The sequence below is a fragment of the Ideonella sp. genome (genome assembly GCF_041918995.1).
GTDB lineage: Bacteria > Pseudomonadota > Gammaproteobacteria > Burkholderiales > Burkholderiaceae_C > Ideonella.
On record NZ_JAYRUN010000030.1, the window covers coordinates 1 to 13,734 of the forward strand.

The 13,734-nt window shown below is 73.3% G+C and carries 9 protein-coding genes; 7 read left to right on the forward strand and 2 right to left on the reverse strand.

Annotated features, from left to right (window positions below; all coding sequences use genetic code 11):
• The 6 genes from ACE3UN_RS18730 to ACE3UN_RS18755 form a co-directional block, all read left to right on the forward strand.
• The coding region (locus ACE3UN_RS18730; protein ID WP_374676514.1) for a methyl-accepting chemotaxis protein at positions 1 to 722 on the forward strand (722 nt) is incomplete at its 5' end.
• Positions 723 to 741: 19 nt separating this feature from the next.
• Positions 742 to 2,307: a methyl-accepting chemotaxis protein gene (locus tag ACE3UN_RS18735; protein ID WP_374676521.1), complete on the forward strand. Its 1,566-nt coding sequence runs from the start codon at positions 742 to 744 to the stop codon at positions 2,305 to 2,307.
• Between the two features lie 55 nt (positions 2,308 to 2,362).
• Positions 2,363 to 3,931 carry a methyl-accepting chemotaxis protein gene (locus ACE3UN_RS18740; protein WP_374676515.1) on the forward strand — a complete coding sequence of 523 codons (1,569 nt, stop codon included), beginning with the start codon at positions 2,363 to 2,365 and terminating at the stop codon, positions 3,929 to 3,931.
• A 69-nt stretch (positions 3,932 to 4,000) separates the two neighbouring features.
• Positions 4,001 to 5,821, forward strand: a complete 1,821-nt coding sequence (locus ACE3UN_RS18745) for a methyl-accepting chemotaxis protein (RefSeq protein ID WP_374676516.1) — start codon at positions 4,001 to 4,003, stop codon at positions 5,819 to 5,821.
• Between the two features lie 10 nt (positions 5,822 to 5,831).
• Positions 5,832 to 7,649 (forward strand): methyl-accepting chemotaxis protein, encoded by a 1,818-nt coding sequence (locus ACE3UN_RS18750; protein ID WP_374676517.1) that lies wholly within the window; start codon positions 5,832 to 5,834, stop codon positions 7,647 to 7,649.
• Between the two features lie 104 nt (positions 7,650 to 7,753).
• Entirely contained in the window at positions 7,754 to 8,308 is a 555-nt protein-coding gene (locus ACE3UN_RS18755; protein WP_374676518.1) for a chemotaxis protein CheW, read from the forward strand.
• A 50-nt stretch (positions 8,309 to 8,358) separates the two neighbouring features.
• Here ACE3UN_RS18755 and ACE3UN_RS18760 read toward each other — a convergent pair whose 3' ends face one another.
• Positions 8,359 to 10,596, reverse strand: coding sequence for a CHASE domain-containing protein (locus ACE3UN_RS18760; protein ID WP_374676519.1), 2,238 nt, complete (start codon positions 10,594 to 10,596; stop codon positions 8,359 to 8,361).
• Between the two features lie 61 nt (positions 10,597 to 10,657).
• Positions 10,658 to 13,222 (reverse strand): ABC transporter permease, encoded by a 2,565-nt coding sequence (locus ACE3UN_RS18765; protein WP_374676522.1) that lies wholly within the window; start codon positions 13,220 to 13,222, stop codon positions 10,658 to 10,660.
• A gap of 99 nt (positions 13,223 to 13,321) precedes the next feature.
• On the opposite strand from ACE3UN_RS18765, the gene ACE3UN_RS18770 reads away from it, so the two are divergent.
• The coding region (locus ACE3UN_RS18770) for a dioxygenase (RefSeq protein WP_374676520.1) at positions 13,322 to 13,734 on the forward strand (413 nt) is incomplete at its 3' end.

The window sequence follows — 13,734 nt, forward strand, 5'->3', positions numbered from 1 at the left end:
AGATCGCCGACATCATCGGCGTGATCGACGGCATCGCCTTCCAGACCAACATCCTGGCGCTGAACGCCGCGGTGGAAGCCGCCCGCGCCGGCGAGCAGGGCCGCGGCTTCGCGGTGGTGGCCGGCGAAGTGCGCAGCCTGGCGGGCCGCTCCGCCGAGGCCGCGCGGGAGATCAAGGCGCTGATCGGCGCCAGCGTGGAGCGCGTCGAATCCGGCACCCGCCTGGTGCAGGACGCCGGCGCCACCATGACCGAGATCGTGTCCAGCGTGCAGCGCGTGTCCGACATCATCGGCGAGATCAGCGCCGCGGCCAGCGAGCAGAGCCAGGGCATCGGCCAGGTCAACGGCGCGGTGCTGCAGCTCGACCAGATGACGCAGCAGAACGCCGCGCTGGTGGAGGAATCCGCCGCCGCCGCGGAAAGCCTGAAGGAGCAGGCCAAGCGCCTGTCCGCCGTGGTGGCCAGCTTCCGCCTGGCCGGCACGCCGGCCGCGGCGGCCACCCCGCCGGCGCCCGCCGCGCCGGCCGCCCGCCCCGCCGTCCCGCGGGCGGCGACAGCCGCCACGGTGCAGGCCGCCCCCGCCCGCCTTGCCGCGTCCGCCGCTCCCGCCCCGAAGCCGGCGCGCCCCGCCCCTGCGCCGGTGCGCGCCGCCGCGCCGGCCCCTGCCTCCCCTGCCCCCGCCCCTGCCCCGGTCACGGCCGACGGCGACTGGGAAACCTTCTGAGCACGACATCCGCACCATGATCCAGAACCTGAGCTTCAAGCACCGCATCGCCGCCCTCGTGGGCGTGGCCGTGGTGGGCATCAGCGCCATGTGCGCCTACACGGTGTGGAAGGAGAACGGCCAGCTGCACGACGCGAGGCGTTCCCAACTGGTCACCGCTGTGCAGTCCGCCCACCAGATCGTGGCGGCCTACCAGGCCCAGGCGGCAGAGGGCAAGCTGCCGGTGGAGCAGGCGCAGCAGGCCGCCAAGGACGCCGTGCGCCTGGCGCGCTATGGCGGGGCCGACGGCAAGGCGGACTACTTCTACATCTGGTCCACCGACGGCACGGGCGTGATGCACCCCGTCAAGCCCGAGTGGGTGGGCCAGAGCATGCTCGGCAAGGTCAAGGACGGCGAAGGCGGTGACGTCATCGCGATGCTCGTCAGCGCCATGAAGGCCAGCCCGGACGGCAAGGCCTTCGTGATGACCATGTTCCCCCGCCCCGGCCAGAAGGAGCCGGTGCCCAAGCTGCAGTACCTCATCAAGGTGGACGGCTGGAACTGGATGGTCGGCTCCGGCCTCTACATGGATGACGTGGCAGCGGAGGCGCGCCAGGCGCTGCTGTGGAACCTCACCCTGACCGGCGTGGTGCTGCTCGTGGTGGGTGGCATCGGCTGGGTGGTCGCGCGCAGCGTGATGCACCAGATCGGCGGCGAGCCCGAGCATGCGATGAACGTGATGCAGTCGGTGGCCGCCGGCGACCTGACGGTGGACCTGCATGAGGCGCCGCGCGGCAGCCTGCTGCACGGCCTGTCGGAGATGGTGGGCGCGCTGCGCCGCACGGTGGCCCAGGTGCGCCAGTCCACCGAATCCATCGCCACCGCGACGCAGGAGATCGCCCACGGCAACGCCGATCTGTCCAGCCGCACCGAACAGGCCGCCAGCAACCTGCAGGAGACCGCCTCGTCGATGGAACAGCTCACCGGCACGGTGCAGCAGACGGCGGACTCGGCCCGCAGCGCCAACCAGCTGGTGTCGGCCGCCACCTCGGTGGCGCGCCGCGGCGGCGAGGTGGTGGCCCAGGTGGTGACCACCATGGACGAGATCAACCACAGCTCGCGCAAGATCGCCGACATCATCGGCGTGATCGACGGAATCGCCTTCCAGACCAACATCCTGGCGCTGAACGCCGCCGTCGAAGCCGCCCGCGCCGGCGAGCAGGGCCGCGGCTTCGCCGTGGTGGCCGGCGAGGTGCGCAGCCTGGCCAGCCGCTCGGCCGAGGCCGCCAAGGAGATCAAGTCGCTCATCGGCAGCAGCGTGGAGCGCGTGGACACCGGCGCCCGCCTGGTGCAGGACGCCGGCACCACGATGGACGAGATCGTCGCCAGCGTGCAGCGCGTCAACGACATCATCGGCGAGATCACCGCGGCCGCCAGCGAGCAGAGCGACGGCATCGGCCAGGTGAACGTGGCCGTGGGCCAGCTCGACCAGATGACGCAGCAGAACGCCGCGCTCGTCGAGCAGGGCGCGGCCGCCGCGGCCAGCCTGAAGGAACAGGCCGATGCGCTGGCCAGCGCGGTGTCGGTCTTCAGAACCGGCGCCTGAGGCCGATACCAGCTCAAGAGGATCGCGCCCACGAGGCGCAAGAAGGCAAAGCGGTATGAACTGGATGCGGTTGTTCTCGATCAAGCTGCGCATGCGCGGCGCGATCGGCATGGTGCTGGCGCTGTTCGCGCTGGTCGGTGTGACGGCGCTGCTGGGCGGCCGGCACATGGCGGCACTGAACGAGGACTTCATGTCCCACTCGGTGCACGAGGTGACGGCCGTGGGCGCCGTGCGCCACACGCTGGGCCAGGTGCGCCAGTTCGAGAAGAGCATGGTCATCGACTACGAGGACGGCGTGTCCGTGCTCAAGCACCGCGGGCAGTGGCAGGCCGCCATCGGACGCGCCCGCCAGTCGCTCGCCGCGCTGGCCGAGGGCGAGGCCGACGCGGACAACGCGCTGGCCGAGGCCGCGGTCGTCGGCCTGGGCGCCTACGCGGCGGCCACCGAGAAGGTGCTGCAGCAGATCCAGGACGGCGCCTACGACAACGCCCGCACCGCCGACCGCATGCTCGCCAACGCCAAGGAGCACATGGCCAAGGTGGAGCAGGCGGTCGACGGCATCGAGAGGATCGTGGGCGAGGAGGCCGCGGCCACGCAGGCGTCCTTCAACCAGTCCATGCGCTGGACCTTCATGGCGTTCCTGGGCGTGCTCGGCATGGTCGTGCTGGTCGTGGTGCCGCTCACCCTGCTGAACTCCGCCGCCATCACCCGCCCGGTGGACCACGCGCGTCAGGTGGCCATGGCCATCGCCGAGGGTGACCTCACGCACCGCATCGACACCCACGGCAAGGACGAGACCGCGGACCTGCTGCGTGCGCTGGCCCACATGCAGTCGGCGCTGTCCGGCCTGGTGGGCCAGGTGCGGCAGGCCTCGGAGAACATCCACACCGCCTCCAACGAGGTGGCCTCCGGCAATGCCGATCTGTCCCACCGCACGGAGCAGGCGGCCAGCAACCTGCAGCAGACGGCCAGCTCCATCGACCAGCTCACCGGCAGCGTGCGCCAGAGCGCCGACGCCGCCACCCACGCCAGCGAGATGGCCACGTCCGCCTCGGCGGTGGCCCAGCGCGGCGGCGAGGCGGTGTCGCAGGTGGTGGCCACCATGGACGAGATCAACCACGCCTCGCGCCGCATCGGCGACATCATCGGGGTGATCGACGGCATCGCCTTCCAGACCAACATCCTGGCGCTGAATGCCGCGGTGGAAGCCGCCCGCGCCGGCGAGCAGGGCCGCGGCTTCGCGGTGGTGGCCGGCGAGGTGCGCAGCCTGGCCGGGCGCTCGGCCGAGGCCGCCCGCGAGATCAAGACGCTGATCAGCGCCTCGGTGGAGAAGGTGGATTCCGGCACCCGCCAGGTGCAGGACGCCGGTGCCACCATGAACGAGATCGTCGCTTCCGTGCAGCGCGTGACCGACATCATCCGCGAGATCACCACCGCCTCGGTGGAGCAGAGCCAGGGCATCGGCCAGGTGAACACATCCGTGTCCAGCCTGGACCAGATGACGCAGCAGAACGCCGCGCTGGTGGAGCAGTCCGCCGCCGCCGCGGAGAGCCTGAAGGAGCAGGCGACCCTGCTGCACGGCCTGGTGGCCCGCTTCCACCTCGGCGACAAGGCGCTGCACTGACGCGCGCGCCCCGTGCGCCGCCCTGCCCGCCCACCTCATTGACCGAATTCCCCCAGAAGGAGTCCCCCCATGGAGCGTCTGCTGCGCAGCCTGTCCATCCGGCACCGCCTCATCGGCGGCATGCTGGTCGTCAGTGTGCTCATCCTCGGCCTCGGCGTCTGGGCCGCCGTGAGCTACAAGACACTGCAGTCCCAGGCCGACGAACTGCTGGACAAGCAGACCGCGGTCAGCCGCGACTCCAGTGCCATCCTGGCCGCGCTCGAGCGCGTCCAGCGCTATGAGCAGTCCGTGCTGCTGAACGCCAACAACGCGGTGGAAGCCGGGGATCACAAGGCCCGCTGGGACAAGGAAGTGGCCGCCACGCTGGCGTTGCTGAAGGCGCCCACCGACGACGCAAACCGCGCCAAGCACACCGCCGAGGGCAGCGCCGGCCTGCAGGCCTACGCCAAGGAGGTGGGCCCGGTGCTGCAGCAGGTGCTGGAGGCCAAGCTCGACAGCACGGCCGGCTACGCCTACGCCCAGCGTGCCCTGCCCGACCTGGAAAAGGCCCGCACCACCTTCGCGGCCATGGTCAAGGAAACGGAGGAGGCCATCGTCGCCGAGCGCGCCGAGGCCAAGGCCGTGGGCACCATGCAGTCCAACGGCCGCCTGGCCGGCGCGGTGGTGGTGCTCGGCGTGTTCTTCGCGCTGATGTGGACGGTGTCGCGCTCGATCACCGGCCCGCTCACCAGCGCCATGGCCTGCGCCCAGCGCATCGCCCGTGGCGACCTGTCCGAGTCCATCCGGGACGACGGCCGCGACGAGGTCTCGGCCTTCGTGCGCACCCTGGCCGACATGCAGCAGTCGCTGCGCGGCATCGTGGGCCAGGTGCGCGCCAGCGCCGACAGCATCCAGACCGCCAGCGCCGAGGTGGCCACCGGCAACCTCGACCTGAGCCAGCGCACCGAGCACACCGCCAGCAACCTGCAGCGCACCGCCGCGTCGCTGCACGAGCTGACCGGCAACGTGCGCCACAGCGCCGACTCGGCCGCCCAGGCCACCCAGCTCGCGTCCTCGGCCAGCCGCGTCGCCGAGCGCGGCGGCCAGGTGGTGGACCAGGTGGTGCGCACCATGGACGAGATCAACACCAGCTCGCGCAAGATCGCCGACATCACGGGCGTGATCGACGGCATCGCCTTCCAGACCAACATCCTGGCGCTGAACGCCGCGGTGGAAGCCGCCCGTGCCGGCGAACAGGGCCGCGGCTTCGCCGTGGTGGCCGGCGAGGTGCGCACGCTCGCCCAGCGCAGCGCCGAGGCCGCCAAGGAGATCAAGGCGCTCATCGGCTCGTCGGTGGAGCGTGTGGAGAACGGCGCCCGCCAGGTGCAGGAAGCCGGCAGCACCATGACCGAGATCGTCAGCTCGGTGCGCCGCGTCAGCGACATCATCGGCGAGATCACCTCGGCCGCCAGCGAGCAGAGCCAGGGCATCGGCGAGGTGAACACCGCCGTGGGCCAGCTCGACCAGATGACCCAGCAGAACGCCGCGCTGGTGGAGGAATCCGCCGCCGCCGCGGAGAGCCTGAAGGAACAGGCCAAGCGCCTGATGACCCTGGTGGCCACGTTCCGGCTGGACGACACCGGGCCGGCCGCCGCGCCGGCAGCGGCTCCGGCGTCCACCGCACCGACGGCCGCCACCCCGGCGCCCGTCTCCGCGGCGGCTGCGTCCAAGGCCGCCCCGACGGCCAAGCCTGCCTCCCCGCCCGCGGTGCCGGCCGCCTCCGCCGCCGCGCCGCGCGCGGCGTCCCAACCCGCTGCCGCGCGTCGGCAGGAAGCCCCTGCCCCGGTGGCCCCGTCCGCCGCGGCCAGCCCGGCCGCCGCCGTCCACGACGACGAGTGGACCACCTTCTGAGGATCCCCCCATGAGCAAGCTGTCCCTCGGCACCCGTCTGTGGCTGCCCGCCGCCATCACCGCCACCGTCATCGTCGGCATGGCCGGCCTGACGGCCGTGCGCACCTCGCGCCAGGCCGACGAAACCACGGCGACGCAGCAGAACCTGCGCGAGAAGACGGAGATCGTCTCCCAGTGGCGCGGCCTCACCCAGGCCAACGCCGCGCGTGCGGTGGCGGCACTGAGCAGCGCGGACACCGGCCTGGCCGCGCAACTCAAGCCGGACGTGGAGGCGACCTCGGCGCGCATCAGCGAGCTGCAGAAGCGCCTGGAGGAGATCGCGACCACGCCCGAGGAGCAGGCGCTGCTGGCCAGCGTGGCGCAGGCCCGCAAGGCCTACATCGAGCTGCGCAAGGAGCACACCGCCGCCAAGGAGGCGGGCACGCTGCCGGATGGCGCCGTGGCCGCCGTGCGCGACGCGGTGACCCGCTACGACGGCACGCAAAAGGCGATGGTCGACCACATCTCCGCCGAGGCCAAGGCGTACGCGGTGTCCCAGCGTGACGCGCGCATGGCCAACGTCTGGGTGATCGCCGCCGTGCTGGTGAGCCTGGCCGGCCTGCTGCTGGTGTCGGCCTGGCTCACGGTGCGCGCCATCATGCGCCCGCTGAAGGAGGCCGTGCGCGCCACCGAGCAGGTGGCCGGCGGTGACCTCACCGTGCGCCTGGACACCCAGCGCGCCGACGAGATCGGCGACCTGATGCGCGGCCTGCAGCACATGGCCGACGCGCTGCGCCAGCTCATCGGCAGCGTGCGCGAGGGCGCCCAGCACATCGAGGTGGCCAGCCGCGAGATCGCCAGCGGCAACACCGACCTGTCCAGCCGCACCGAGCAGACCGCCAGCGCCCTGCAGGAAACCGCCAGCTCCATGCAGCAGCTCACCGGCACCGTGCGCCAGAGCGCCGACGCCGCGTCCCAGGCCAACCAGCTGGCCAGCTCCGCCGCGCAGTCGGCCGAGCGGGGCGGCCAGGTGGTGGAGCAGGTGGTGCAGAACATGGCCGACATCTCCGCCTCCAGCCGCCGCATCGGCGACATCATCGGCGTGATCGACGGCATCGCCTTCCAGACCAACATCCTGGCGCTGAACGCCGCCGTGGAGGCCGCCCGTGCCGGCGAGCAGGGCCGCGGCTTCGCCGTCGTGGCCGGCGAGGTGCGTTCGCTTGCCCAGCGCAGCGCCGAGGCCGCCCGCGAGATCAAGGGCCTGATCGGCGCGTCGGTGGAGAAGGTGGAAGCCGGCACGAGGCTGGTGCAGGACGCCGGCAGCACCATGGGCGAGATCGTCGGCTCGGTGCGCCGGGTGACGGACATCATCGGCGAGATCAGCGCCAGCGCGGCCGAGCAGCGCGACGGCATCGACCAGGTCAACCTGGCCGTGGTGCAGCTGGACCAGATGACCCAGCAGAACGCCGCGCTGGTGGAGGAATCCGCCGCCGCCGCCGCCAGCATGCAGACCCAGGCGCAGCGCCTGGCCGGTGTGGTGGCCACCTTCCGGCTGGAAGCCGACGACCGCGCCGCCGCGTCGGTGGTGGTGACGCCGGCCGCCCCCGCGGCCAAGGCGGCGCCCACGCCGGAGCGCATTGCGCACCAGGTGATCCACCAGGCGCGCCAGCAGGCGGCCACCGCCACCGCGCCGGCTGCCACCGCCCCGCGCGCCGCCAGCGTGGCGCCGAAGAAGGCCCCGGCCGCCCGCCCGGCGCCCGCCTCGGCCGCGCCCGCGTCCGCCCCGGCCGCGCCGTCGTCGCCCGCCCAGCCCGCGGCCAAGGACGACGGCGACTGGGAAACCTTCTGACCGGCCCTTCAGTGCCGCCCGAACCGGCCGATAACCCGAACAGCAGCGCGTCCGGCGTCCGCCCGACGGCCTCTCACCGACCCGCCCCGCCTCAAGGACACACCATGGACATGATCACCGACGCCCAGCAAGTCGCCCGTGCCGAAACGCAGCGCGCCATCCAGGGCGCCACGGCCAAGGCCGCCGCCGGCCACACCTCGGCCCACGGCGAATACCTCACCTTCCGCCTGGGCGGCGAGGAATACGGCATCGACATCCTGCGCGTGCAGGAGATCCGTTCCTACGAGCAGCCCACCCGCATCGCCAACTCGCCGGCCTTCCTGAAGGGCGTGGTCAACCTGCGCGGCGTGATCGTGCCCATCATCGACCTGCGCGTGAAGCTCAACTGCGCGACGGCCGACTTCAACGCCTTCACCGTGGTGATCGTGCTGAACATCAAGGGCCGCGTGGTCGGCGCCGTGGTGGACTCGGTGTCGGACGTGCTGGAGCTGGGCGGCGAGCAGATCAAGCCCGCGCCGTCCATGAACAGCAACGTGGACATGAGCTTCATCACCGGCATCGCCAACGTGGGCGAGCGCATGCTCATCCTCATGGACATCACCGGCCTGATGAGCTCGGCCGACATGGGCCTGATCGAGCAGACCGCCGAAGCGGCCTGAACGGCCCGCGCCCCGGGATCCACAGCCCCGCCTCGGCGGGGCTTTTTTTTTCATGGCGGTTCGGTCGCCGCGGGCAGGGACACCACGAACACCGAGCCCTGGCCCGGCTCGCTGTGCACCTGGATCTGGCCGGCCATCAGCTGCACGAGGCGGCGGGTGACCACCAGGCCGAGGCCGGTGCCCACCACGCCGGAACGCCGGGCGTCCAGCCGCTCGAAGGGCTGGAAGAGGCGATCGAGCTGGTCGGCCGTCATGCCCGGGCCGGTGTCGTGCACGCCCAGGTGCACCAGGGGGCCGGCGGCCTCGATCTGCACCCGCAGCTCGCCGTCGGGCCGGTTGTACTTGATGGCGTTGCTCACCAGGTTCAGCAGCACCTGGCGCAGCCGGGTGCGGTCGGCCAGCGCGGTGCCCTCGCCCTGCACGGGCGCCAGCCGCACCCGGGCCACCTCGGCCATGGGCCGCAGCAGGTCCAGCACTTCCTGCACGGCCGGGCCGAGCGGCACGGGCTGGGGCTCCAGCGAGATCCGGCCGGCCTCGATGGCGGCCACGTCCAGCAGGTCCGACACCAGCGCCAGCAGGTGCTCGCCGGCCCGGCGGATCTGGCCCACGTGCTCGGCACGGCGGGCCGGCTCGGCCTGCGGCGTCATCTCGATCAGCTGGGCGAAGCCGAGGATCGCGTTGAGCGGCGTGCGCAGCTCATGGCTCATGCGGCCCACGAACTCGTCCTTGGCCGCGGCCAGCCGGCGCGCCGTCTCGGCCTGCACATAGGCCTCCTCGGCCCGCTTGCGGTCACTGATGTCCAGGTTGGTGCCCGTCACGCGCAGCGCCCGGCCCTGCGCGTCGCGCTCCACCGCGCAGCCGCGGTCCAGCACCCACCGCACGCCCCCGTCGGGCAGGCAGATCCGGTACTCCACCGAGTACTCGCGCGTGCGGCCCTCCACGTGCGCCGCCATCGCCGTCGTGGCGGTGGCCCGGTCGTCCGGGTGGATGCGCGCCTCCCACCACGCCACGTCGGGCGCCCGGTCGCCCCGCGTGGCACCACGCAGGCCCAGCCAGCGCTCGTTGCAGGCCACCTGGCCGCTGGCCACGTCCCAATGCCACAGGCCGAGGTCGGCCCCGGCGAGCGCCAGGTCCAGCCGCAGTTCGCTCTCGGCCAGCGAGCGGTTGGCGCCGGCCAATTGCGCCGTGCGTTGCGCCACCCGGTCCTCCAGCGCCGTGCGCACCGACAGCTCCGCGCTCACCAGCCGGAAGGCCAGCCCGCTGGCCAGCAGGCCCAGGCCGCCCACCAGCCACGGCACCCAGGGCGCCGAGGGGGCAGCCGCCGAGCCGCCCTGCTGCCGGAACTCGAAGCGCCAGAGCCGCCCGCCCAGCGGCTGCTCGATGACCTCGATCGCCTCGTCCGTCGGTGGCGGGCGGGGCCCGGCGCTGTCGAACAGCAGGGTGGCCGGGCCGGGTGGCTGCAGTGGCCCTTCCACCCACCCCAGGTCATGCAGCCGCAGGTCCAGGCGGGCCAGCAACGGCGCATCGATGATGGCCGTGACGAACTCGTCCATGGCGAGGACCACCGAACCCATGCCGATGTGCGCGCGGCGCCGGGCCTCCTTCGTGTCCACCACCGTGCCGCCACGGTAGATGGCACTACGCAGGATGTAGCCGGTGTCCTGCGGCCGCTGCACCAGCCGCAGCGGCCCGCTGGCGGTGAGTTCGCCGGTGTCACGCGCACGCTCGAAGGCGGCGCGCCGGTTGGCGTCGTGCGCCGCGTCGAACCCGTAGGCGGCCTCGTTGCCGGCCAGGGGCTCGATGTAGAGCGTCACGTGGTAATCGGGCCGCTCCCCCGGGGGGTGGATGCGAAAGGGCCCGGCACCGGCCGGACGCAGGGCGGCATCGCCCTGGATGGCCGCCTCGAAGCTGGCCCGCTGGTCGCCGGGCACATAGGCCAGGAACTGCAATGCCAGGAACCCCGGGTAGCGCCGGGGCAGGTCGAGCTGGCGGTAGTACTCGCTGAACTCCTCGGCGTGCACGGCCGACGAGGCGGAGAACAGCCCGCGCATGCCGTGCAGGATCTCGCCCCAGCGGCCCACGCGGCGCTCGACCATGCCGGCCACGATGCGGGCTTCCTCGCGCAGCACCTGCAGCTGCTGCTGGCGCTCGCTGCGCAGCACGCCGAGCAGGGCAGCGGCCGTGAGCAGCAGGCCCAGGGCCAGCGCCAGCCAGGGCAGGAACCGGCGGCCGTCGGCCGCGCGCGGTGCGCGCGGTGGTCGGCGTCGGGAGGTGACAGGGGCGGCCACGGCGTTCACGGGTCACCGCCCGGGAGCAACCCGCGTTCCCGCATGCCGCTGCACTGTCCCGTCAGACCTCGCCCGCGCGGCGCAAGGTGTCCAGCACCGGCCGTCGCAGCAGGCCGCGCAGGCTCCACCAGCCCGCCGTGAGCGCCAGCGCCGCCCCGGCGGCCATGCCCACCACCGGCACCCCCGGCGAGGCCCGCCAGGCGAAGTCGAAGGCATAACGTGCCAGTGCCCAGGCCACGGCCGAGGCGGCCAGCGTGGCCAGCAGCCCGGCCAGCGCGCCCACCCCGAGCAGCTCCACCCGCTGCACCTGGCCGAGCAGCCGAGCCCCGGCCCCGCAGGCGCGCATCACCGCGTATTCGCGCGAACGCGCCTCGCGCGTGGCGCTGATGGCGGCAAAAAGCACCGCCAGCCCGGTGGCCAGGGTGAAGGCGAAGAGGAACTCCACCGCCCGGATGACCTGGTCCAGCACCTGCTGCACCTGGCGCAGCGAGGCCGACACATCCACCAGCGTCACGTTGGGAAAGCGCCGGCTGATGCCCCCGTCGAAGCCCGCCACGCCGTCGGGCACGCGGAAGGCCGCCATGTACGTGATGGGCAGGTCGGCCATGGCGGCGTGCGGGTACAGCACGAAGAAGTTCGCGCGCATGGAGCCCCAGTCCACCCGCCGCACGCTGGTGATGCGGGCGTCCAGCATCAGGCCGCCCACGTCGAAGCGCAGCCGGTCGCCCAGGCCCACGCCCAGGGTCTCGGCCACACCCTCCTCGATGCTCATGGCGCCCGCTTCCTCGACGGTCCACGTGCCTGCCACCACGCGGTTATGCGCCGGCGCCTCGGCGCTGTGGCTGAGGTTGAACTCGCGGTTGATGGTGCGCCGCGCCCGCTCGTCCTGCGCAAAGCGCTCACCGGTGGGCTGGTCGTTGATGGCGACGAGGCGCCCGCGGAACATGGGGTACCAGTCGTAGCCCTCGCGCACACCGGCTGCCGCCAGCGCCGCGCGGAAGTCCGCCGCCTGGTCGGGCATCACGTTGATGACGAAACGGTTGGGCGCATCGGCCGGCGTGGCGGCGCGCCAGCTGTCGATCAGGTCGGTGCGCAGCAGCACCAGCAGCGCCAGCGCCATCAGGCCCACCGCCAGCGACGACACCTGCAGCACCGTGAAGGCGGGGCGCGCCGCGATCTGCCGCGTGGCCAGCACCAGCCAGCGCGGTGCTCGGGCCTCGGGCACGGCCCGGCGCAGCGCCTGCACCGCCAGCCAGGCCAGCATGGCGAACACCGCCAGGGCGGCGGCGAAGCCACCCACGGCGATGGCGCCGAGCTGCAGGTCCTGCGACACGGCCAGCAGCAGCGCCGCGAAGCTGGCCGCGCCCGCCACCAGCACCCCGATGGGCGCGGCCTTGAGCGCGCCCACGTCGCGGCGGATCACCCGCACCGCTGGCACGCGTGCCAGCTGCAGCACGGGCGGCAGGCCGAAACCCACCAGCAGCGTGAGGCCCACGCCCAGGCCGAACAGCGCCGGCCACGGCGTGGGCGCCGGCAGGCGGGCCGGCACCAGCGCGCCGAGCAGCGCCACGAACATGCCGTGCAGCGCCAGGCCCAGCGCCACGCCTGCCACGCTGGCCGCCAGCCCCAGGCCCACGAACTCCAGCGCGAAGGCGCCGGCGATGCGCCGCTGGGGCAGGCCCAGCACGCGCAGCATGGCGCAGTCGTCCAGGTGGCGCTGCGCGAAGTCGCGCGCCGCGATGGCCACCGCCACCGCCGCCAGCAGGGCCGACAGCAAGGCCACGAGGTTCAGGAACTTCTCGGCGCGGTCCAGCGTCTGGCGCATCTCGGGCCGGCCCGCCTCCAGCGATTCCACGCGCATGCCCTTCAGGCCCTCGTCCTGGATGGACCGGCCCGCCCACTGCGCCCAGGCCGTGGCCTGGGCGCCGCCCACGGCCAGGCGGTAGGTGACGCGGCTGGCCGGCTGCACCAGGCCGGTGGCGGCCAAGTCTTCCTCGGTCAGCAGCACGCGCGGCGCGAAGTTCAGGAAGCCGCCGCCGCGGTCCGGCTCCAGCACGATCACCCGCGTCAGGCGCAGCTGGGCATCGCCCAGCAGCAGCGGGTCGCCCGGCTTGAGCCCCAGCGTCTCGAACACCGCCGCGTCGGCCCAGGCCTCGCCGCGCGCCGGACGCTCCGCCACCTCCTGCTCGGGCGCGCCCGGCGCGGCCTGCACGGTGAGCCGGCCGCGCAGCGGGTAGCCGTCTCCCACCGCCTTCACCGCCACCAGGCGCGCGTTGCCGCCCAGGGCATCGGGCGCCCGCGCCATGCTGGGGAAGGCTGCGGTGCGGGTGGTGTTCAGGCCGCGGCGGCGCGCCTCCTCCTCGAACGTGGCCGGCACTGGCTGGTCGCTGCTGACGACGGCGTCGCCCCCCAGCAGCTGCGCCGCGTCGCGCACCAGGCCGGCCTGCAGGCGGTCGGCGAAGAAGCCCACCGCGGTGAGCGCGGCCACGGCCAGCATCACCGCCACCAGCACCAGGCGCAGCTCGCCGGCACGGAAGTCGCGCCCGGCCTGCTGCCAGGCCAGGCGCCAGACGGAGATGGGCAGGGTGACCGGCGGCGTGGCCCCGGTGGGGGAAGCGGGTGGCATGGACATGGCGGGACGGTACAACGGAACGCGGCCCGCCGTTGAATGCAGCGTGCAAGCCCGCCGAACCCGCGCAGGCGCGCCAGCTGCTGCAATGGCGACATGCCCGCCGCCACCGCCCTGCCCCCGCTGTTCATCTCCCACGGCTCGCCCATGACCGCGCTGGACGCGGGCGACACCGGCGCCTTCTGGCGCCGCCTGGGCCCGGCCATCGAACGCCGCTTGGGCCGCCCGCGCGCCATCCTGGCCATTTCGGCCCACTCGCTGACGCGCGAGCCGGTGCTGCTGGGCGCCGCCCGCCACCCCACGGTGCACGACTTCTCCGGTTTCCCGGAGGCCCTGTACCGGCTGCGCTACGACGCGCCGGGCGACCCGGCCCTGGCCGGCCGCGCCGCCGCGCTGCTGGCGGCGGCCGGTCTGCCTGCGCACGTCACCGAGGAAGGCGGCCTGGACCACGGCATCTGGACGCCGCTGCGCGACATGTTCCCCGCGGCCGACATCCCCGTGCTGCCGCT

Excerpts from the sequence above, each read along its gene's own strand:
- ACE3UN_RS18740 (WP_374676515.1), top strand. The coding sequence starts at position 2,363 with ATGAACTGGATGCGGTTGTTCTCGATCAAGCTGCGCATGCGCGGCGCG.
- ACE3UN_RS18745 (WP_374676516.1), top strand. The coding sequence starts at position 4,001 with ATGGAGCGTCTGCTGCGCAGCCTGTCCATCCGGCACCGCCTCATCGGC.
- ACE3UN_RS18750 (WP_374676517.1), top strand. The coding sequence starts at position 5,832 with ATGAGCAAGCTGTCCCTCGGCACCCGTCTGTGGCTGCCCGCCGCCATC.
- ACE3UN_RS18755 (WP_374676518.1), top strand. The coding sequence starts at position 7,754 with ATGGACATGATCACCGACGCCCAGCAAGTCGCCCGTGCCGAAACGCAG.
- ACE3UN_RS18765 (WP_374676522.1), bottom strand. The coding sequence starts at position 13,222 with ATGCCACCCGCTTCCCCCACCGGGGCCACGCCGCCGGTCACCCTGCCC.